Origin of the sequence: Blautia wexlerae, from assembly GCF_013300825.1 — a bacterium.
Classification (GTDB): Bacteria; Bacillota; Clostridia; order Lachnospirales; family Lachnospiraceae; genus Blautia_A; species Blautia_A wexlerae_B.
Genome location: NZ_JAAIMY010000017.1, coordinates 1 through 19,629 on the forward strand (window position 1 = coordinate 1; position 19,629 = coordinate 19,629).

The window sequence follows — 19,629 nt, forward strand, 5'->3', positions numbered from 1 at the left end:
AGAGCATCTGCCTTACAAGCAGAGGGTCATAGGTTCGAGCCCTATAGGTTCCATACTTGGATGGATTCCCGAGTGGCCAAAGGGGGCAGACTGTAAATCTGTTAGCAACGCTTTCGAAGGTTCGAATCCTTCTCCATCCACTTAGCGTAAAAGCTAAGCCGATGTGGCTCAATTGGCAGAGCAGCTGATTTGTAATCAGCAGGTTATCGGTTCGAGTCCGATCATCGGCTTTTGATTTAAAAATTAATATCGCGGGGTGGAGCAGTCTGGAAGCTCGTCGGGCTCATAACCCGAAGGTCATAGGTTCAAATCCTGTCCCCGCTATTTTGCCCAGATAGCTCAGTTGGTAGAGCAGAGGACTGAAAATCCTCGTGTCGCTGGTTCGATTCCGGCTCTGGGCATTCACTTTGAAAGTGATAATTAAATAAATATGGAGCATTAGCTCAGTCGGTAGAGCACTTGACTTTTAATCAAGTTGTCCGGGGTTCGAATCCCCGATGCTTCACTTAAGACTTCTGTGAAATTCACAGAAGTTTTTTATGTTATAAGAAATTATTCTGTAATGTTCCTATAACATAAAGAAGCCCTCCGGACAGGATTCTTTATTATGCATAAATTTCAGGTTCTAAAATAATCTCTTTGAAGCATAAAATATCAGTAAGCTGATAGCCGTAGGAAGTGCGCAGTCTGAACGGCGGACAAGCTGCAGAAGTTACTATTACTGTATAGAATGCAGAACAGGAGGGCATTTTATGAGAAATTTTATAAAAAGTCTGAAGGATTGTTTTCAATTGATTATGCTAGCTGTTACCTGCTTGGTGATGCGACTGGCGAAAGACAGAAGAAAAAATTATGAAGATGGAAAAGATACTAACAAGGTTGGAGAAAATAGTGCTCAGGGAAAAATGGTAAAGAGTTTTAGACGGAAATGGGATTATGAATCCTGGAATGAAAAACAAAGCCTGGAGTATTTTGTTAAGGATACAGATTCTAAAAAGAATAAACCTGTTTTACAGCCTTTTGAGAATAAAGATGCCAGAAAGAAAAAAATCATATACTGGAATGAACCAAGAATTCAAAATAGATTGAGTAAAGCTGCATATTTCAATACGGGGTGAAAGTCTCCGTATAAATAAAACAAAGTAGACATATGGATAAATATATGTGTATATACTGAAAGGAAAGAGGCTATGTAGTGTAGCCGGACAATTCGGATGGTTTCATATGAAAAAGTCTTCTTTTCCCAGTACAATGAGTATCTTTTTTCTGTTTTTTGTTCCTTATATAGTTACTGCTGTTTTTAATGGTATGGATACTACATTAATAAACAGAAAGTTTAATGTGGAAGAGGTACTTCCGGTTCTTATAGCCGGACAAATTGGAGATAGTTATGAACTGGAGACAATAAAGGCACAGGCAATTATAGCGCGGTCAAATATTTACAGAAAGATAAGTGAAGAAAAGAGTCTCAGTGATATTTTAATGCAGATTAGAGATCAGGTACATATTGATTCAGTACACAGTGCTGTTATGCAGAAGAATTATGAAACGGCGGTAATTGCAACAGAAAGCAGGGTTATAACATGGGCTGGTGAACTAAAGACAGTTCCATATCATGAGCTTAGCGCAGGACGGACAAGAGCAGGAGAAGAGGTTTTCCACAGTGATGACAGTTTATATCTGAAATCTGTCCAAAGCAGTGTGGATAAAGATTCAAAAGAGTTTCTGAACTGTGTATATATAAATAAAAATGTGCTGCCTGAAATATTCCAAATAAAATCAAGGGACAGTGCCGGATATGTTATGGAGATTCTGGCTGATGGTAAGATACTGGAAGGAGAATCTTTTAGGAAGGGAATGGGACTTACTTCTGCAAATTTTACCGTTCAGAACAAGGGAAATAGAGTGCGTTTTTTGTGTAGGGGAAGAGGACATGGAATGGGTTTTTCACAGTACGGAGGAAATGAAATGGCTAAAAAGTCAAAAACAGCGGAAGAAATTTTAGATTATTATTTTCCCGGATCAGAGATAGAGAAGATTAGTAATGACTTTCGTTCGGAATCTTTGTCCTGTTCATAAAGAAAAGATATAACCTGAAATTTATTGAATAGATGTAATTATTCTGGACACCCTATAGATATGAAGATGAAAATAGAGGTGAAAGGAATATGATGAATAACAGAATTACTCGTATTATAGCTAATACCGTTGGATTAGCGGCTGTGGCAGCAATGGGAATTACTGTATATCAGTTAGGTACATCGCCAGCCAAAGAAAACACATCTGAAGAACAGACAGAAAAGAGTGTTCAAAGTAATCGGAATGAAGAGACAGATGAGCAGTCTATGGTTGATGCAGGAGCAGATCAGGTTAAATCCGAAAACAGACCGCTTATATCTGATGAAGAGGATCTGGATGATGTAAAATTATCACCAGAAAATGAAAATTCAAATGGGGATATTGATGATGATAGTGTGGAAAATTCAGAAATAAAAACTGCTGCAGATGTGGATAAAAGTGATAACATTTCGGATATGAATAATCAGCAGAATACGGAAATATTATCACAGATTACAAATGATGATCTTCAGAATGAAAAAAATCATGAAAACGGTGAAACAACAGATGTTTCTGCATCTGCCATCAATTTGCCAGCTATAAATTTTTCAGAAGATACATTAATGGAGTGGCCGGTAAATGGAAATATTCTGCAGGACTATAGTATGGATCAGACAGTTTATTTTTCAACACTAGATCAGTACAAATTAAGTCCTGCTATTGCAGTAGGAGCTGTAGAAGGGGCACCTGTGGTGGCTGCTGTTAATGGCACAGTTTATTCTATAGAACAGGATATACAAACAGGTACGACAGTAACGATGGAGCTTGGAAATGGATATCAGGCAATTTACGGACAGCTTGCAGATCTGACTGTAGCAGAAGGTGATACTGTTAAAAAAGGAACTACTATCGGATATATTGCACAGCCAACAAAATATTACAGCACAGAAGGAACAAATCTCTATTTTGAAATGAAAAAGGATGGAGAACCGATCGATCCGATTGCATATCTTCCGTAATGAACAGCAAAGCAGGCTTTTCGAAGCCTGCTTTTATAGCAAAAAATTTTGATATTTGCCATAGAAAGGATATCCGTAGTATAATTATAGAAAATACTTTCAGAAAGAAATTGTGCAGAAAAAGAAAGGGAGCTTTTGCATGAATATTAACGAGATTGCGAAACTGGCAGGGGTCTCCAGAGCTACAGTATCCAGATATTTAAATCAGGGTTACGTCAGTGAAGAGAAAAAGAAAATCATCAGAAAAGTCATAGAAGAAACGGGATACCAGCCATCTTCTCAGGCACAAATGCTACGTACAAAGAAAACGAAACTTGTAGGTGTTATTTTGCCAAAGATTGATTCTAATACGATCAGCAGGGAAGTTGCGGGAATCAGTGATATTCTTACGAAACAGGGGTATCAACTGATACTTGCGAATACTAATAACAGTACTGAAGAAGAATTGAAATACCTTTCACTTTTTAGGGATAATCAGGTGGATGGAGTTATTTTTATTGCAACTATTCTGACAAAGCAGCATAAGGATATGCTGAAGGAGTATAGGGTTCCAATTGTTTTACTTGGACAGCATCTGGAGGGATATCCGTGTATTTATCAGGATGATTATAAAGCGGCGATGAGCCTTACTGAAGAGCTGGTGAAAAGTGGAAAGAAGTTTGGGTATATTACAGTTACGGATAAAGATGAAGCTGTTGGAAGAAAGAGACTTTCAGGAGTAGAGGAGGTTTTGAAAAAAAATAGAATAGAGCTTAACAGTGATTGTGTTAAGTGTGGAAGCTTTACACTGGAATCAGGATATGAGAAAACAGAGGAGTTATTTAATGAATATCCGGATATTGATACTTTAATCTGTGCGACGGATACTATGGCAGTAGGTGCTGTGAACTGGTTAAAGAAAAATGGATACCAGATTCCAATGCAGGTTCAGGTTGCAGGAATGGGAGACAGTTATCTTGGAAAAATTGTGGAGCCAAATCTGACAACTGTACATTTTTTCTATAAGACAAGTGGAAAGGAAGCTGCCAGGATGTTGATAGAATTAATGGAGTCGGAAAATGTGCCGATACATAAAGAAATTAAGATGGGATGCAAGGTTGTGATGCGAGGATCTCATCGAAGCATATAGGACAAAAAGAGTTAAGGGATAGTTAATAGGTTCTCTTAACTCTTTTTATATATAATATACAAAAATAGGATGAAAGATTTGTGATATGTTCCGTATTTACAAATGAAAATGTGTTGGATATAATAAAATCAATATATGAGAACGATTCCATAAAAATACAAATATATTTATAATAAAATCAGAATCAATCTGTCAATATAATAGGATATACTTGTCAGGTTGTTATAAATATAGAATGTACACAAATGTGGGAACGATTACATAAATAAGAAGGAGGATATCATGGATTACAGAAAGACAGCTCAGGAAATATATGACCACATTGGGAAAAAAGAGAATATTATTTCCGCAGCTCATTGCGCCACACGTCTTCGCCTGGTTATCGGCGATAATTCAAAGGCTGATAAAGAATATGTTGAGAACATTGAAGGTGTAAAAGGTGTTTTCTTTGCACAGGGACAGATGCAGATTATTTTGGGAACTGGTGTGGTTAACAAAGTATATGATGAGTTTATTCGGATTGCAGGAGTTTCTGAGAGCAGTAAAGAAGATTTGAAAAAGGTTGCAGCTTCCAGAGCAAATCCGGTACAGAGAATGATCAAGACACTTGGAGATATTTTTGTACCGATCATTCCTGCGATTGTTGCAAGCGGTTTCCTGATGGGAATCATGGAAGCACTGAACTTCATGGTAAACAATGGATTCCTGAATATTGATACCAGTGGTTCAATCTATACATTTGCACAGCTTTTCAGTAATACGGCATATACGTTTCTGCCGATCCTGATCGCATACAGCGGTGCTAAGGTATTTGGAGCAAATCCATATCTGGGTGCGGTTATCGGTATGATCATGATTCATCCGAACCTGCAGAATGCATGGACAGTTGCCACAGAAGGTGTTAAGGCAACGCAGAAAGTATGGTTTGGACTTTATTCTGTTGATATGATTGGATATCAGGGACATGTAATCCCGGTTATCATTGCAGTGTGGGTACTTGCTCAGATTGAGAAGCGACTTCATAAAATTGTACCGGCAATGTTTGACCTGTTTGTTACCCCTCTTGTGAGTGTATTTGTAACAGGATATCTGACTTTATCTATTATCGGACCAATTTTTGTTGCTGTTGAAAATGGACTTCTGAATGGTATTCAGTGGCTGATCGCATTGCCATTTGGTGTTGGAAGTTTCATTATGGGAGCGCTTTATGCACCAACGGTTGTTGCTGGTGTTCATCACATGTACACGATCATTGACCTTGGACAGATATCCAAGTTTGGAGTTACTTATTGGCTGCCTCTTGCATCCGCAGTGAATATTGCACAGGGTGGTGCTGCTCTTGCTGTTGCATTGAAAACGAAGGATCAGAAGATTAAATCCATGGCTGTCCCGTCTGCATTAAGTGCGTGTATGGGAATTACTGAACCCGCAATCTTTGGTGTAAATCTTCGTTTTGGAAAACCGTTTGTAATGGGATGTATCGGTGGTGCATTGTTTGCATCTGTTACAGGACTGGGTGCTACAGGAACTGGCGTGACCGGTATCTTTGGAATTTTACTCTGTCTGAATAATCCGGTTTCTTATCTTCTGATGTTTGTGATTGCTTTTGGCGTAGCTTTTGTGCTTACATGGCTGTTCGGATATAAGAATGTGGCAGCAGATAAGAGTACTGTGATAAATAAAGACGCTAAGTATTCTGAAAGTACTGAAAGTGTTGAAATCATCGGAGATAAATTGGCAACAGAAAAAGATAATCTAGATGATGCTGTGCTTTACAGTATATCAGAAGGAACTGCGATTTTGCTTTCACAGGTAAATGATGCGACATTTGCATCTGAAGTGCTTGGAAAGGGAGTTGCGGTAATCCCATCTAAAGGCGAGGTTGTTGCTCCATGTGATGCAACAGTTGAGACTATTTTTGATACAAAACATGCGGTTGGATTAAGTACAGAAAATGGTATGGAACTTCTCATCCATATTGGAATTAATACAGTAGAACTGGAGGGAAAATATTATACAGCGCATGTAAAAGCAGGCGACCATGTAAACAAAGGTCAGCTTCTAATCTCTTTTGATATGGATAAAATCAAAGATGCAGGATATGATATGACGACCCCTCTTATAGTAACTAATTCAGATGATTATAAAGATGTGAAAATTTTGCAGGAAGGTTCTGTAACACCGTCAGATAAAGTATTGGAGATTGTGAAATGAGCACTTTAACGAAAGTTCTTGAAAAAAATGTAGCAGAGATTGAAAAGAATGCAGACATGACAGAAGGGAGATTCCGTCTGGGGCATCATCTGATGCCACCGATGGGATGGTTAAATGATCCCAATGGATTATGCTGGTATAAGGGCAGATATCATGTGTTCTTTCAGTACGCACCTTTTGATGTGGAGGGCGGTCTGAAATTCTGGGGACATTACACAAGTGAAGATCTGGTAGATTGGAAATATGAGGGGACAGCTCTTTATCCGGATTCACCGTATGACTGTCATGGTGTCTACTCTGGATCTGCGTTTACAGAGCACGGGAAAATGCATTTGTTTTTTACGGGAAATGTTAAGATAGACGGAGATTATGATTACATTAATGAAGGCCGTGAAACAAGTACTCTTCATGTGGAGAGTGAAGATGGTATTCATTTTGGAGACAAAGAAGAAGTAATTTCTTTTGAAAAATATCCGGAAAATTTCACCTGTCATATCCGCGATCCAAAGGTATGGAAAGAAAATGATAAGTACTATATGGTTCTGGGAGGGCGTCTGAAAGAGGATAAAGGTGCAGTTCTGTTTTACAGCTCAGAAAATCTCAGGGAATGGAAATTTGAGCGTACGATCACTACATCGGAGGCTTTCGGATATATGTGGGAGTGTCCGGATTACTTTGAACTGGATGGACAGAAATTTCTGTCTATATCACCGCAGGGATTGAAGAGGGAAGAATTCCGTTTTCAGAATGTTTATCAGTCAGGATATTTCCCGGTAAAAGAAGATGGTTCTGTATCTGCAGAAGATTTTCAGGAATGGGATAAAGGATTTGATTTCTATGCCCCTCAGACCTTCGTGGACAACAAAGGAAGAAGGCTTCTTATCGGATGGATGGGGATGCCGGATGCAGAAGATGAATATGTGAACAAGACTATAGATGAAGGATGGCAGCATTGTCTTACAATCCCGAGAGAACTGACTGTACGGGATGGAAAGATACTTCAGAATCCGGCAAAGGAACTGGAGGGGCTGCGAAAAGAAAAAACGATTCTTTATGATGAGAAGACAATCATGGAGGTTCGGGTAGAGGTAAATGAAGGGTTTGATCTGGTACTTGAAGAAATTAATGTGACAGGCAGCAGCTTTCAGATCAGCATGGGCGGTCAGATGATTTTTAAGTATGAGAATAATATTGCAGAGCTTGGATTTTCTGAAGTTTCGGGTGCAGGAAGAACAAAGAGAAGAGCAAAGACTGGAGAATTGAAAAATATCCGTCTTCTTGCAGATACTTCTGCAGTGGAAATTTATCTGAATGATGGAGAGACAGTTTTTTCAACTAGGTATTATCCGGACAGGGATGATCTGCAGTTGAAGATCATGGGAGGAAAGTTCAGGGGAAATTTCTGGAATCTTCGAAAGATGATATTCACAAAATAGAAAAATAAACGTATAATAAAGCAGGAGGGAAAGAAAATCCACAGTCGGTTTCCCTGCCTGCTTTTTTGACATATAAATGCCTTTTGATATATCCGGAATGGATGGTCAGGAAAGAAAGGTATGTCTGAATAAAATACACGATTTGTGCCGGCTGTTTAATATAGAAATAGGGATGACTGCAGGTCTTTAACATGTGGTTGTCCTTTACATAACTCAAAAAACTGTTTTTGGTAATAGGTCCGTTTGGTTATGAATAAATAACGGAGCGGGTTATGAATATATTGGATTAAGAGGACTGCTATAAATCATTTGCCGGCATTATAATTGTATTTCAGATGGAGAGCATAATGAACTATACTTACATTGTCAGGTGTGCAGATGGAACGCTTTATACAGGGTGGACAAACAGTTTGCAGAAGCGGATGAAGGCACATAACGAAGGAAAAAACGGTGCGAAATATACGAAGACGAAACGACCGGTTACGCTTGTATATTATGAAGGATTTTCTACAAAAGAAGAAGCAATGAGACGCGAATATCAGATAAAACAGTTTACCAGACACAGAAAATTGGAACTGATAAACTTCTGATTTTATGGAACAGAGACATTGTCAGGTTATTCAAGGAGGAAAGAAAGATGAAAAGGATGAGTAAGTGGATTGCAATATGTGCTGTATGTATAATGTGCAGTGTACCTGTGATGGGAGCTGATATTGCAGTAAATCCGAAACCAACAGAAATACCGGTTGTAGAGATCACACCGACAGAAACCCCGACGCCAACCCCAGTGCCGAAAGTGAAAAATGGCTGGTATACATTTGGCAGTAAAAAACGTTATTATAAAAATGATAAATATTATGTGGGAATGAAAAAAGTTTCAGAAGATCAGAGTATATACTATTTTGATAAAAATGGATATATGAAGAAAGGATGGATTACATATAAAAATAAAAAGTATTATTTTGGCACAGATGGAAAGCGCTGTACCGGTGTACAGAAAATAAAAGGAAAATATTACTATTTCAGTGAAAAAGGAGTGATGAAAAAAGGAACTGTCAAATTAGGAAAATATACATATTACTGTACCGAGAAAGGCATTCTGGAAGCACAGAAAAAGGGAAATACTTTATATTATGCAGACGGAAAGAAAATGAGTTCTCAGAAAGCGTATGAGTATGAGACACTGCAGCGGGCGAAAAATGTAGTCAGCAAGATTACTACATCAGGTATGTCGAAGGGAAAGAAATTTCAGACCTGTTTTAACTGGGTGATCAAACATAATTATTCGACTAAAAGAATCTTTATGAATCAGACTTCATGGCCGGCACTGTATGCAAATGATTATCTGGTAGATTCCAATACTGTGGGTCATGGTGGAAATTGTTTTTCAGATGCATGTGCATTTGCATATCTGGCTAAGGCATTGGGATATAAAAATGTTTATGTATGCGTAGACACAAATAAAGTTGGTGGAAGCGGACACTGTTGGGCTGAGATTGGCGGACTTGTGTATGATCCATTATTTGCGGAGGCGAAAAACTATTCCAAATATTTTGGTGCAACATACAGAACCTATGGTCTGTCTGCAATCAGAAAAGTTGCGATATGAGGATTGCAATAGATTAAAATCAAAGGGTACAGCCAGTGAGTGCTGTACCCTTTGATTTATCGTGTTCTATAAAAGGGTTGTCATGCTTCAGACCGGAAGCGGTGCAACAAAGAAATACATGACAACAAAGTGGCAGGCACTTCCGAGCATAACAAAGATATGAAAAATTTCGTGGGAACCAAAATTCTTATGTCTGGAATCAAAAAGCGGAACTTTCAGTGCATAGATCACACCGCCGATAGTATAAATAATTCCTCCTGCAAGAAGCCAGTCGAAACCTGCACGGGGAAGTGCATGGAAAATCGGAACAAATGCCAGTACACATAGCCAACCCATACCGATATACAGTATAGATGATAACCACTTCGGGCATGTGATCCAACAACCTTTTAAGATTATGCCAAGGATCGCGATGCTCCATACCAGAGCACATAAAATATAGCCGATACGGTTATGAAGAACAATCAGGCATACAGGAGTGTAGCTTCCTGCAATCATCACAAAGATCATCATATGGTCCATCTTTCGCAGCCGTCGATTAACTTTCTCTGTAGAATCTACAGAATGATAAATGGTACTGGCTGCATAGAGCAGAATCATGGTAAGGATAAAAATACTTAAAGCAACAATATGGATCACGTCATAAGAACGTGCTGCTTTGATGATAAGAGGTACTGCTCCGACTGCAGCGAGAAGAAGGGCAATACCATGGGTGATCGCACTTCCGGGATCTTTTAATCTGATTTTCATAATAAACGCCTCCATTCATTTTGCATGTGCCTGTAGGAGAGTTGATAAAAGACAGATATTTGCAACTTTGTACAGTCTTATATCCTATAAAGACTATGCAAAAAATCAACTCTGCATGTAAATATAATAAAAACAATGTAATGTAGTTTTAAAAACTACATATCAGGTATGCAAATACTATAACACAAATATAAAAAAAATCAAGTATTTATTTTGGAAATCAAATAATTACATTAAACGAAACTGTAGTAATAAACATATCATGGAAACAAAAGGCAGACATACTTGGAAAATAGTTGAAAAAGGGTGGTAAAACTTCTATAATGAGAATAATTGAAACACAAAAACAGGGTTTAAAGAGGTACTTATAAAGGTCAGTGACTGGGGGATGTTTCATGGGGAAAACAATAACGATATGTTTTACAAATAATAAAGGCGGGAGTGGAAAATCTACTACATGTTCTAATCTGGGAGCTGCAATGGCTCAGTCTGGAAAGAAAGTTCTTTTGATTGATGGAGATATGCAGCTGAATCTGTCACTTGCTTTTTTTTCAGAGAACTGGGTGCTGGAACATGCAGCAGGGGAGCTGAATCTGTATTATGCGATAAAAAAGCAGGAAGATCTGAGTGATTATATAGTACATACTCCTTATGAAAATCTGGATCTCATTCCATCATCCACGTTGATGAGTTCTATAGAATATGAACTGTTTACAAAATGGCAGAGAGAATTCATTTTGCGAAAATGTATGCAGAAGATCAAAGATGCAGAGATTTATGATTATATATTGATCGACGCGCCGCCGACACTGGGTGGATGGGTAATGAATATTCTCTGTGCGTCAGATAAAGTGGTGATTCCTGTTGAGGCAAGTCCATGGGGAATGTTCGGACTTGCGAATATGTTTGAATTTCTCAATGAGGTGAAACAGATCTCACCGGAATTGGAAGTTGCCGGAATTGCAGTGACAAAGGTAGATACAAGAAAGAATTATTATAAACAGACAATGGAAACACTGCATGAACTTGAGGATATTCATGTATTTGAGCAGATCATCAGAGTGGACAGCTCTATAGAATGGTCACAGGATAACAGTATTCCGGTTGTGGAATATAAAAAATCAAGCAGAAGTGCCAGGGAATATATGAGATTGGCAGAGGAGGTCATGGAATTATGTCAGTAGGCAGGGAGAGTATTCGGCGTGCAGCAAATGCAGGTGCAGGGAAAAACGTAAAGAAGCCTGTTGTATCCGCAAAAGATGCAGAGAAACTGGAAATAATGTCTGTTACAGAAGAAAAGAAAAAAACAGCAAAAGGTTTTGTTCATATTAATGAGGAACTGCCGGTATATCTTCTTTAAAATTTACTTGTAAGTGCTTGATTATTGTGTTATAGAGAATAAACAAGCGATTGCGCAAAAACGGTGGGGTATTTTATGGAAACAGAAGAAAAGAAGGTATATACAATAGAAGATATTGCCCGGGAGCTTGGGGTAAGTAAGACTACGGTATCACGGGCTATCTCAGGAAAGGGAAGAATCAGTCAGGCTACCAGAGAAAGAGTGCAGGCATTTATAAAAGAACATGATTACAGACCAAATGTTGTGGCAAAGGGACTGGCACAGCGTAAAACTTATAATATTGCGCTGCTGATGCCGAAGGATTATGTTGCCACAGAGTTTCTTTTTTTTAAAGACTGCATGAATGGAATCTGTGAGATGGCCTCCTCCTATGATTATGATATTATTATTTCTATGATTGATGGAGCAGATGTATCGCAGATACAGAGACTGGAGGCAAATCGAAAAGTCGATGGGATCATTGTAAGCAGAGCAGTGGTAAGTTCCAAGGTACAGAAATATCTGAAGAACTGTAAAGAACCATATATATTGATCGGCCCGTCTTCAGATCCGGAAGTTCCGTTTGTAGATAACAAGAACCAGGAAGCCGGAAAAGAACTGACAAGTATTATGCTGATGAAAGGTTTTCGAAATCTGGCACTTCTGGGTGGAAATCAGTCCTACAATGTTACTGGGAGCAGATATCAGGGCTTTCTGGAAGCACATGAGGAAATGGGAGTTTCTGTTAACGAAAATCTGATTTTCATGGATACGGATAATCAGGCAGCAGTATCTGATGCTGTGAAGAGACTGCTTGAAGAAGGCGCAGATGGTATTGTCTGTATGGATGATGTGATCTGCAGCATGTGTCTGAGCAGTCTGAGGGAAAAGAAAATATCGGTTCCTGAAGAAATAAAAATAGCCAGTATGTATGACAGTAAAAATCTGGAATATAATAATCCACCGATCACTAGTATATGCTTTGATACAGTAAGACTGGGAAAGATGGCATGTGCGAAATTACTGAACATCCTAGGGGAGAAGCCTTTGGAGGATACGTTAACTCTGAATTATCAGGTGATGCTGCGTGAGTCAACACAGTAGAAAAATGAAAAATCCTCTGTAATTATTGGAGAATCAATAATTAGAGGATTTTTTTTCATGGGAAATTACTTCATAATGTTTCTGTAACATAAAAAGTTCCCGGGCAGGATCGCATTGTGGAAGAGAGGAATTATGTCGCTGAAGCGACTCGCCACAGGCGGAGGAATCCTGCAAGCAGGATTCGTGTGTGTTTGAAAAATGGAAAAATCAGTCATGAATTGTGTGATATGACAAAAAAGAGATTCGAAATTAGATAATAATGGCTAATTGACTTTATTAATATAAAGGAATATACTAAAAATATGAACAATCGGTTGCGCAAACAAACTTGGAGTAATTGCAAACTATATCCTGTAAGAAGAATGAAATCAAATCCCGTCTGCTTTGACTGAGAAAAGTAATAAGCAGCGAGAATAGTGTGTTTTGAAATTGGATAGAGTATTAAATATGATAGTGAAAAAGAAAACGACTGAGAATAGAGAATTAAGAGGAGAACAAGTATGGACTTTAGAACAGATAAGCTGCTCCATGGCGGTGATTATAACCCGGAACAGTGGTTAAAGAGACCGGATATTCTGGAAAAAGATATTGATATGCTGGAGGAGTCTGGCTGTAATGTAGTAAGCCTTGGGATTTTTTCCTGGTCCACACTGGAGCCAGAAGAAGGTGTATTTCATTTTGAATGGCTGCAGGAAATCATTGATAAGCTTTATAAAAGAGGAATTTCTACAATTCTGGCTACACCGTCAGGTGCAAGACCCAAATGGATGGCAGATAAGTATCCGGAGGTGCTCCGTGTAGATGAGACACGCCATAGAGCGTTGTTTGGATTCAGACATAATCATTGTTATACTTCTCCTGTTTACAGAGAGAAGGTACATATTATTAACAAAAAGCTGGCACAGGAGGTTGCCACACATCCGGGTGTGATCCTGTGGCATATTTCCAATGAGTATGGCGGAGAATGTCATTGTCCGCTGTGCCAGAAAGCATTTCGTAACTGGCTGAAAGAGAAATATCAGACTATTGAAAATCTGAATGATAAGTGGTGCACCACTTTCTGGAGTCATACTTATAACAGCTTTGACCAGATCGAGAGTCCGTCTAAGATTGGTGAGACACAGCTTCATGCACTGAATCTGGACTGGAAACGCTTTGTCACTCATCAGACTGCTGATTTCATTCATCATGAGATTGCAGCACTGAGAGAGGGAGGAAGTACACTTCCGACTACTGCAAACCTGATGCACTATTTCGGCGGCTTAGATTATTTTAAGATTGCAAAAGAGATAGATGTGGTTTCCTGGGATACTTATCCGACATGGCATAAAGAAGCAGTGATTGATACAGCTTATGACAATGGAATGTGCCATGATCTGATGCGTTCTCTGAAAGGAAAGCCGTTCTTTCAGATGGAATCCTGTCCGACTTCTACAAACTGGCAGAGTGTGAGCAAATTAAAGAAACCGGGAATGCTTTTTGCACAGTCCATGCAGGCAATTGCACATGGCGGAGAAGGTGCTCTCTATTTCCAGATTCGCCAGAGCAGAGGTGCTTCTGAGAAGTTCCACGGAGCAGTGATCGATCATTACGGTGGAAATGATACAAGAGTGTTCAAAGAATTTTCCAGGGTTGGAGAAGTTCTGAAAGAGTTAAAAGAACTGGCAGGAACAACTGTGAACAGCTCGGTTGCCATGCTTTATGACTGGGACAGCCAGTGGGCAATGGAGGACAGCCAGGGACCCAGAAATAAAGGGCTTCATTATCTGGAAGCAATGCTGAAATTCTACAGAGGTTTCCGTAAGCAGGGCGTCAATGTGGATGTTATCGATATGACCTGTGAACTGGATAAATATAAAGTACTGGCTCTTCCAATGGTTTATATGTTCAAGGAAGGTTTTGCCAAAAAGGTTCGTGCGTTCGTGGAAAACGGAGGTACATTGATCACAAGCTACTGGTCCGGAATTGCAGATGATACAGACAGGTGTTATCTGGAAGGAACACCACATGGACTGATGGATGTACTGGGAATCAGAAGCACAGAAATTGACGGCCTTTATGACTGGGAAGAAAATTCTTTTGTTCCTGTGGCTGGCAATGAACTTGGACTGGATAAGACTTATACATGTAAATATCTGTGCGACCTTGTGGAGCTTCGCGGAGCACGTACTTTAATGATCTACGGAAGTGATTTCTATGAAGGCTATTCCTGCCTGACAGTGAATGAATACGGCAAAGGTAAGGCATGGTATGTGGCAGCAGATGCTGATAAAGAATTCTATGGAGACTTCCTTGAAAAAGTGCTCAAAGACAGCGGCGTTTCCTGCGGAATCAAAGAAGAAATCCCGGATGCACTTGAGATTACAGTGAGAGAGAATGAAAATGAGAAATATTATATTTATCAGAATTTCGGAACAGAAGCTGTAAGCATTCCCGTACCGGAAGGCGAGATCAGCTGGATTTATGGCAATGGCAGCGATAAACTTAAAGTTTATGGTCTTGCAGTTGCGAAGGTTATCGTGTAAAATAAATAACGATGGATGAGGAAATCCCTTCACTTTAAGCAGAGATTGATACTGCCTGGTGAAGGGGTTCTTTTTTATTCAGGTTTAACCGCCTGATTGTGGTTAAATGGCATTTTTTGTAAATACAGAAATGTATATTCTCCCTGTTTTTCCACATAATAACCATACAACACATGATATGGAAACTGAAGGGTACAAAGACAGTAAACTTCGATAAAAGGAAAAACAGGAGGAAGAAAAGTGCATGAAAGCGACAGGAATTGTTCGGCGCATAGATGATCTGGGGCGTGTGGTCATTCCTAAGGAGATCAGAAAAACGCTGCGGATAAAAGAGGGGACACCACTGGAGATTTTTACTGACCGGGAGGGGGAGATCATTCTGAAAAAGTATTCCCCCATCGGAGAACTGAATGTCTTTGCAAAGGAATATGCAGAGGCTCTGGCACAGTCAAGCGGGATGGTAGCGTGTATCACAGATCACGATCAGGTAGTGGCTGCTGCGGGACAGGGAAGCAGGGAATATATGGGAAAACCTATCAGCAAAGCTCTGGAAGATGCAATTGCGGAGAGAAGTTCTGTGTTTGCTAACGGAAATGACAGAAGCAGGATACCTGTGACTCAGGAACAGAGAGAACCTTTGTATTCCCAGATCATGCAGCCTATCATCAGTGCAGGAGATACAGTAGGATCGGTGCTTTTACTGGGAAAGAGTGAAAGGGATGTGATGGGTGAATCAGAGAAGATGCTCATCAGAACAGCAAGCGGATTTCTGGGAAGGCAGATGGAACAGTAAAATTCATAGAATCTTCAGCAGCTTATAGTAGCGGCTGAGGATTCTTTTTTGTATAATAAGAAGCAGTTATGATTTTCTGGAATTGTTACAGTAATGAAATTATTATAGTAATGAAATTATTATGGCAATGAGAGTTGGAAAGGAGACATATTATATGGCTGCAATATATCTGGCACCGTTTTATCTGTTGGTGTGTGTATATATCCTGCTTCGCAGCCTGCACTGGTTTCAGGTATTACATACGGTTTTTCAAAATGTGTGGGTGTGCAGAGGGATTGGACTTGTATATTTATTTGTAGTGTTTAGTATACTGATCGCATTTATGGCACCTGCGTCTGGATTTAGGAGGTTTATGAAGCTTCTGAGTAATTACTGGCTGGGTGTCTTAATGTATACACTTATGACTTTGGGAATCGCGGATGGACTGAGACTGTTACTGAAACATCCTCTTAGAAATCTTGGTTTTCCTGGAAGAGAACTGCTTTTCAGCAATATGGGAACTGCTGTTGTGGGAGCTGTCTGTGCGGTGATCATTTCAGCAGTCAGTATTTATGGAGTGATCAGTGCAGGAAATATACATACAACGAAATACAATATTTCTGTTGATAAAAAGGCAGGAAGTATAAAGGAGTTAAATGTGGTTCTGGTTGCAGATCTTCATCTGGGATATAATATTGGCTGTAAGCAGATGGAGCAGATGACAGAGAAGATCAATGAGCAGAAACCGGATCTGGTGGTAGTGGCAGGAGATATTTTTGACAATGAATATGAGGCACTGGATGATCCGGAAAAACTGGCAGAGATATTGAGAGGAATTCGGTCGAAGTATGGTGTGTATGCATGTTACGGAAATCATGATATTCAGGAAAAGATCCTGGCAGGATTCACCTTTGGCAGTAAGGAAAAGAAAGAGAGTACCCCGGAGATGGATGAGTTTCTGGAGAAAGCGGGGATTACGCTTCTGAGAGATGAGTATGTGCTCATTGATGATTCCTTTTATCTGTATGGACGACCGGATTATGAGCGTCCGGGACGGGGGATTGATAAACGAAAGATTCCGCAGGAGATTACAGAGGGTATGAATCTGTCACTGCCTGTGCTGGTCATCGATCATGAGCCGAGAGAACAGCAGGAGCTGGCGGATGCGGGGGTGGACGTGGATCTCTGCGGACATACCCATGACGGACAGGTATTTCCGGGAAATATTGTGATCAGATTCTTCTGGGAAAATAAATGTGGTTATCTGAAAAAAGAAAATATGCATAATATTGTTACATCCGGTGTAGGGCTTTTTGGACCAAATATGAGAGTTGGGACTAAAAGTGAAATCTGTGATGTCAGTATATGTTTTAACTGAATCAAGTAAGTCCCCGGCTTCAACTGCAAAAATCAATAAGCAGTTGAAGCCGGGGACTTGTCTGTTTAGTTATGTCTGATCTGATTTTGTGCTCAGTCGAGAGCTTTCTCACTCATTTCTTCCAGAAGGTCTTTTTTCAGATCCCAGAGTTTCTGAGAAAGGTCTACATATACTTTCTGAGGATTTACGAAACGTCTGGATTCATCCCAGAGAGTATTCTGCTCTTTCTGGCAGTAATCGCGAAGCTCCATAACAGATGGAGATTCATAGACTCGTTTACCTTCTTTGATAACAGGAACGAGAAGTTCGCGTACTTCATAGGTTCCGCCGAGAACTTTTGTTTTTTTCCATGTATCGATTGGATCAAAGAGAACCATGTTCTGGTCTGCATCAAGCTTTTCATCAGCAAGGCAGATAAGATCTGCTCTGATTTTTCCGGTTTTCTTATTATAGAGACGATATACGGTTTTATTTCCAGGGTTGGTTACTTTTTCTGTGTTTTCGGAAAGCTTGATCTTAGGTGTAAATTCGGTACTGTCTGCATCTTTGACAGCAGCAAGTTTGTATACACCGCCGAATGCAGGATTATCGTTGGCAGTGATCAGCCGTGTTCCGACACCCCAGGAATTAATCTTGGCATCCTGAGCCTTCAGGCTCTCAATGAGATATTCATCCAGATCGCTGGAAGCGGAAATAACTGCATCATCAAATCCGGCAGCAGCAAGCATCTTATATGCTTCTTTGGACAGGTAGGCAAGATCACCACTGTCGATACGGATACCGTATTTGGTAAGAGGAATACCTTCTTCGCGCATTTCCTCAAATACACGGATTGCATTTGGAACACCGGATTTCAGGACATCGTAGGTGTCAACCAGCAGAGTGCAGGCATTGGGATAAAGTTTGGCATAGGTTTTGAATGCGGTATATTCATCCGGGAAACTCATGATCCAACTGTGCGCATGAGTTCCAAGTACCGGTACATCAAACATTTTGCCTGTGAGAACACAGGAAGTACCGGCACAGCCACCGATGACTGCGGCACGTGCGCCAAAGATACCAGCATCCGGTCCCTGAGCACGGCGCAGACCAAATTCCATGATCGCATCACCCTTTGCAGCATAGCAGACGCGGGCTGCTTTGGTAGCAATGAGGCTCTGGTGATTGATGATATTCAGGATTGCTGTCTCTACAAGCTGAGCTTCCATGATAGGTGCTACAACTTTGACAAGTGGTTCTCTTGGGAAGACAACTGTTCCCTCAGGAATTGCATAGATATCACCTGTGAAACGGAAGTTGCTTAAATATTCAAGGAAGTCCTCTTCAAAAATATTCAGGCTTCTGAGGTATTCGATATCTTCATCTGTGAATTTAAGATTCTCAATATATTCAATCATCTGTTCCAGACCAGCAGTGATGGCAAATGCACCTCCGCATGGATTGGTACGGTAAAACATATCGAAGATAACAGTTTGGTTCGTTGGGTTCTTAAAATAGCCCTGCATCATAGTAAGTTCATAAAGGTCTGTGAGCAGAGTAAGATTATTAGCTCTCATAGATAGCTCTCCTTTTTGGGTACATAATAATATCTCGGGTGTAACTGTTTATCGCAATTTACAGATATCAGGTCAGGGGCTGAATACCTTTTGACCTGAACATCATCATATATAGCCTGGAGAAATTATTATTAAGATTTCCTGCTGCTTTGATCTCTATGGCAAGTCTCTTAAAGGCATTGTGAGGATTGACATATTTAAGAAAGAGTGTACCAGAAGCAGCAATAAGTTGTTATTGATTATAGCATAATTTTTCCCGGAGTACATAAAAAAACTCCGGGAAATAGGCGGTATTTTCATGTTTTTGAAGAAAAATAAAAAAAATTAAAAAAATTTCAAAAAAGGGGTTGCATTTTTCGAAAGACTATTATATAATACCAATTGTCGCGAACGAAGTAGCGAAAACAAAACATAAAGGGCTATCGCCAAACGGTAAGGCAACGGACTCTGACTCCGTCAGTTCAAGGTTCGAATCCTTGTAGCCCTGCTACATGAGGCACCTCGGTATGAGGTGCTTTTTTGTATCTGGATTGGAAAATAAAAAGATAGTTTTTTGTTTTTTGCATGGAAAAGGGTATGAATTCCGGAGATAAGAAACTATTTCGTTACTGTTCACTGGTAATATCCCGCGAGGCGTTTTTTGTGAGCGAAGGTCACAGAAAAACCGAGACATACCGCGCGAATTTATGCGATTAGCATAAATTCTGTGCATCGCGAAGCGTGTTGCTGAGAACGGAGTG

Annotated in this window: 16 protein-coding genes and 6 tRNA genes; 20 read left to right on the plus strand and 2 right to left on the minus strand. The window is 39.8% G+C overall.

What is annotated here, in order from left to right; genetic code table 11:
- Positions 1-58 precede the first annotated feature (58 nt).
- From G4417_RS09830 to G4417_RS09890, 13 genes are all read left to right on the plus strand, one after another.
- Positions 59-140: transfer RNA gene (locus tag G4417_RS09830), tRNA-Tyr, on the plus strand.
- A gap of 17 nt (positions 141-157) precedes the next feature.
- Positions 158-230 (plus strand) — tRNA-Thr (locus G4417_RS09835).
- A gap of 20 nt (positions 231-250) precedes the next feature.
- Positions 251-324: transfer RNA gene (locus G4417_RS09840), tRNA-Met, on the plus strand.
- 4 nt (positions 325-328) lie between these two features.
- Positions 329-401 (plus strand) — tRNA-Phe (locus G4417_RS09845).
- Between the two features lie 31 nt (positions 402-432).
- Positions 433-505 (plus strand) — tRNA-Lys (locus G4417_RS09850).
- 247 nt (positions 506-752) lie between these two features.
- Positions 753-1,118, plus strand: coding sequence for a hypothetical protein (locus G4417_RS09855; protein WP_173683316.1), 366 nt, complete (start codon positions 753-755; stop codon positions 1,116-1,118).
- 133 nt (positions 1,119-1,251) lie between these two features.
- Positions 1,252-2,079, plus strand: coding sequence for a SpoIID/LytB domain-containing protein (locus tag G4417_RS09860; RefSeq protein ID WP_243872114.1), 828 nt, complete (start codon positions 1,252-1,254; stop codon positions 2,077-2,079).
- Between the two features lie 89 nt (positions 2,080-2,168).
- Positions 2,169-3,077: a M23 family metallopeptidase gene (locus G4417_RS09865; RefSeq protein ID WP_173683318.1), complete on the plus strand. Its 909-nt coding sequence runs from the start codon at positions 2,169-2,171 to the stop codon at positions 3,075-3,077.
- Between the two features lie 139 nt (positions 3,078-3,216).
- Positions 3,217-4,206 (plus strand): LacI family DNA-binding transcriptional regulator, encoded by a 990-nt coding sequence (locus G4417_RS09870; protein WP_173683319.1) that lies wholly within the window; start codon positions 3,217-3,219, stop codon positions 4,204-4,206.
- A gap of 282 nt (positions 4,207-4,488) precedes the next feature.
- Positions 4,489-6,420, plus strand: coding sequence for a PTS beta-glucoside transporter subunit IIBCA (locus G4417_RS09875; RefSeq protein ID WP_173717684.1), 1,932 nt, complete (start codon positions 4,489-4,491; stop codon positions 6,418-6,420).
- On the plus strand, positions 6,417-7,856 hold the full coding sequence (locus G4417_RS09880) for a glycoside hydrolase family 32 protein (protein WP_173683321.1): 1,440 nt from the start codon (positions 6,417-6,419) through the stop codon (positions 7,854-7,856). Before G4417_RS09875 ends, G4417_RS09880 begins: the two co-directional genes overlap by 4 nt.
- A gap of 347 nt (positions 7,857-8,203) precedes the next feature.
- Positions 8,204-8,446, plus strand: a complete 243-nt coding sequence (locus G4417_RS09885; protein ID WP_173683322.1) for a GIY-YIG nuclease family protein — start codon at positions 8,204-8,206, stop codon at positions 8,444-8,446.
- 47 nt (positions 8,447-8,493) lie between these two features.
- Positions 8,494-9,465 (plus strand): N-acetylmuramoyl-L-alanine amidase family protein, encoded by a 972-nt coding sequence (locus tag G4417_RS09890; RefSeq protein WP_243268851.1) that lies wholly within the window; start codon positions 8,494-8,496, stop codon positions 9,463-9,465.
- A gap of 87 nt (positions 9,466-9,552) precedes the next feature.
- Here the strand turns inward: G4417_RS09890 and trhA are convergent, their stop codons facing one another.
- A complete protein-coding gene (gene trhA / locus G4417_RS09895) occupies positions 9,553-10,215 on the minus strand; it encodes a PAQR family membrane homeostasis protein TrhA (RefSeq protein ID WP_173683323.1) in 663 nt (220 codons plus the stop codon).
- Between the two features lie 395 nt (positions 10,216-10,610).
- Between trhA and G4417_RS09900 the strand changes: the two genes are divergently transcribed.
- The 6 genes from G4417_RS09900 to G4417_RS09925 all read left to right on the plus strand — a co-directional run bounded on the left by G4417_RS09900 (position 10,611) and on the right by G4417_RS09925 (position 17,333).
- Positions 10,611-11,399, plus strand: coding sequence for a ParA family protein (locus G4417_RS09900; RefSeq protein ID WP_173683324.1), 789 nt, complete (start codon positions 10,611-10,613; stop codon positions 11,397-11,399).
- Positions 11,390-11,575, plus strand: coding sequence for a hypothetical protein (locus tag G4417_RS09905; protein WP_118569751.1), 186 nt, complete (start codon positions 11,390-11,392; stop codon positions 11,573-11,575). Before G4417_RS09900 ends, G4417_RS09905 begins: the two co-directional genes overlap by 10 nt.
- A 75-nt stretch (positions 11,576-11,650) precedes the next feature.
- Positions 11,651-12,658, plus strand: coding sequence for a LacI family DNA-binding transcriptional regulator (locus tag G4417_RS09910; RefSeq protein ID WP_173683325.1), 1,008 nt, complete (start codon positions 11,651-11,653; stop codon positions 12,656-12,658).
- A gap of 500 nt (positions 12,659-13,158) precedes the next feature.
- Positions 13,159-15,183: a beta-galactosidase gene (locus G4417_RS09915; RefSeq protein ID WP_173683326.1), complete on the plus strand. Its 2,025-nt coding sequence runs from the start codon at positions 13,159-13,161 to the stop codon at positions 15,181-15,183.
- A 244-nt stretch (positions 15,184-15,427) separates the two neighbouring features.
- Entirely contained in the window at positions 15,428-15,976 is a 549-nt protein-coding gene (gene spoVT, locus G4417_RS09920; RefSeq protein ID WP_173683327.1) for a stage V sporulation protein T, read from the plus strand.
- Between the two features lie 154 nt (positions 15,977-16,130).
- Positions 16,131-17,333, plus strand: a complete 1,203-nt coding sequence (locus tag G4417_RS09925; protein ID WP_173683328.1) for a metallophosphoesterase — start codon at positions 16,131-16,133, stop codon at positions 17,331-17,333.
- Positions 17,334-17,425: 92 nt separating this feature from the next.
- Here the strand turns inward: G4417_RS09925 and G4417_RS09930 are convergent, their stop codons facing one another.
- Positions 17,426-18,889 (minus strand): nicotinate phosphoribosyltransferase, encoded by a 1,464-nt coding sequence (locus G4417_RS09930; protein ID WP_173683329.1) that lies wholly within the window; start codon positions 18,887-18,889, stop codon positions 17,426-17,428.
- A gap of 415 nt (positions 18,890-19,304) precedes the next feature.
- Here G4417_RS09930 and G4417_RS09935 point away from each other — a divergent pair.
- Positions 19,305-19,376 (plus strand) — tRNA-Gln (locus G4417_RS09935).
- The last annotated feature ends 253 nt before the right edge of the window (positions 19,377-19,629 follow it).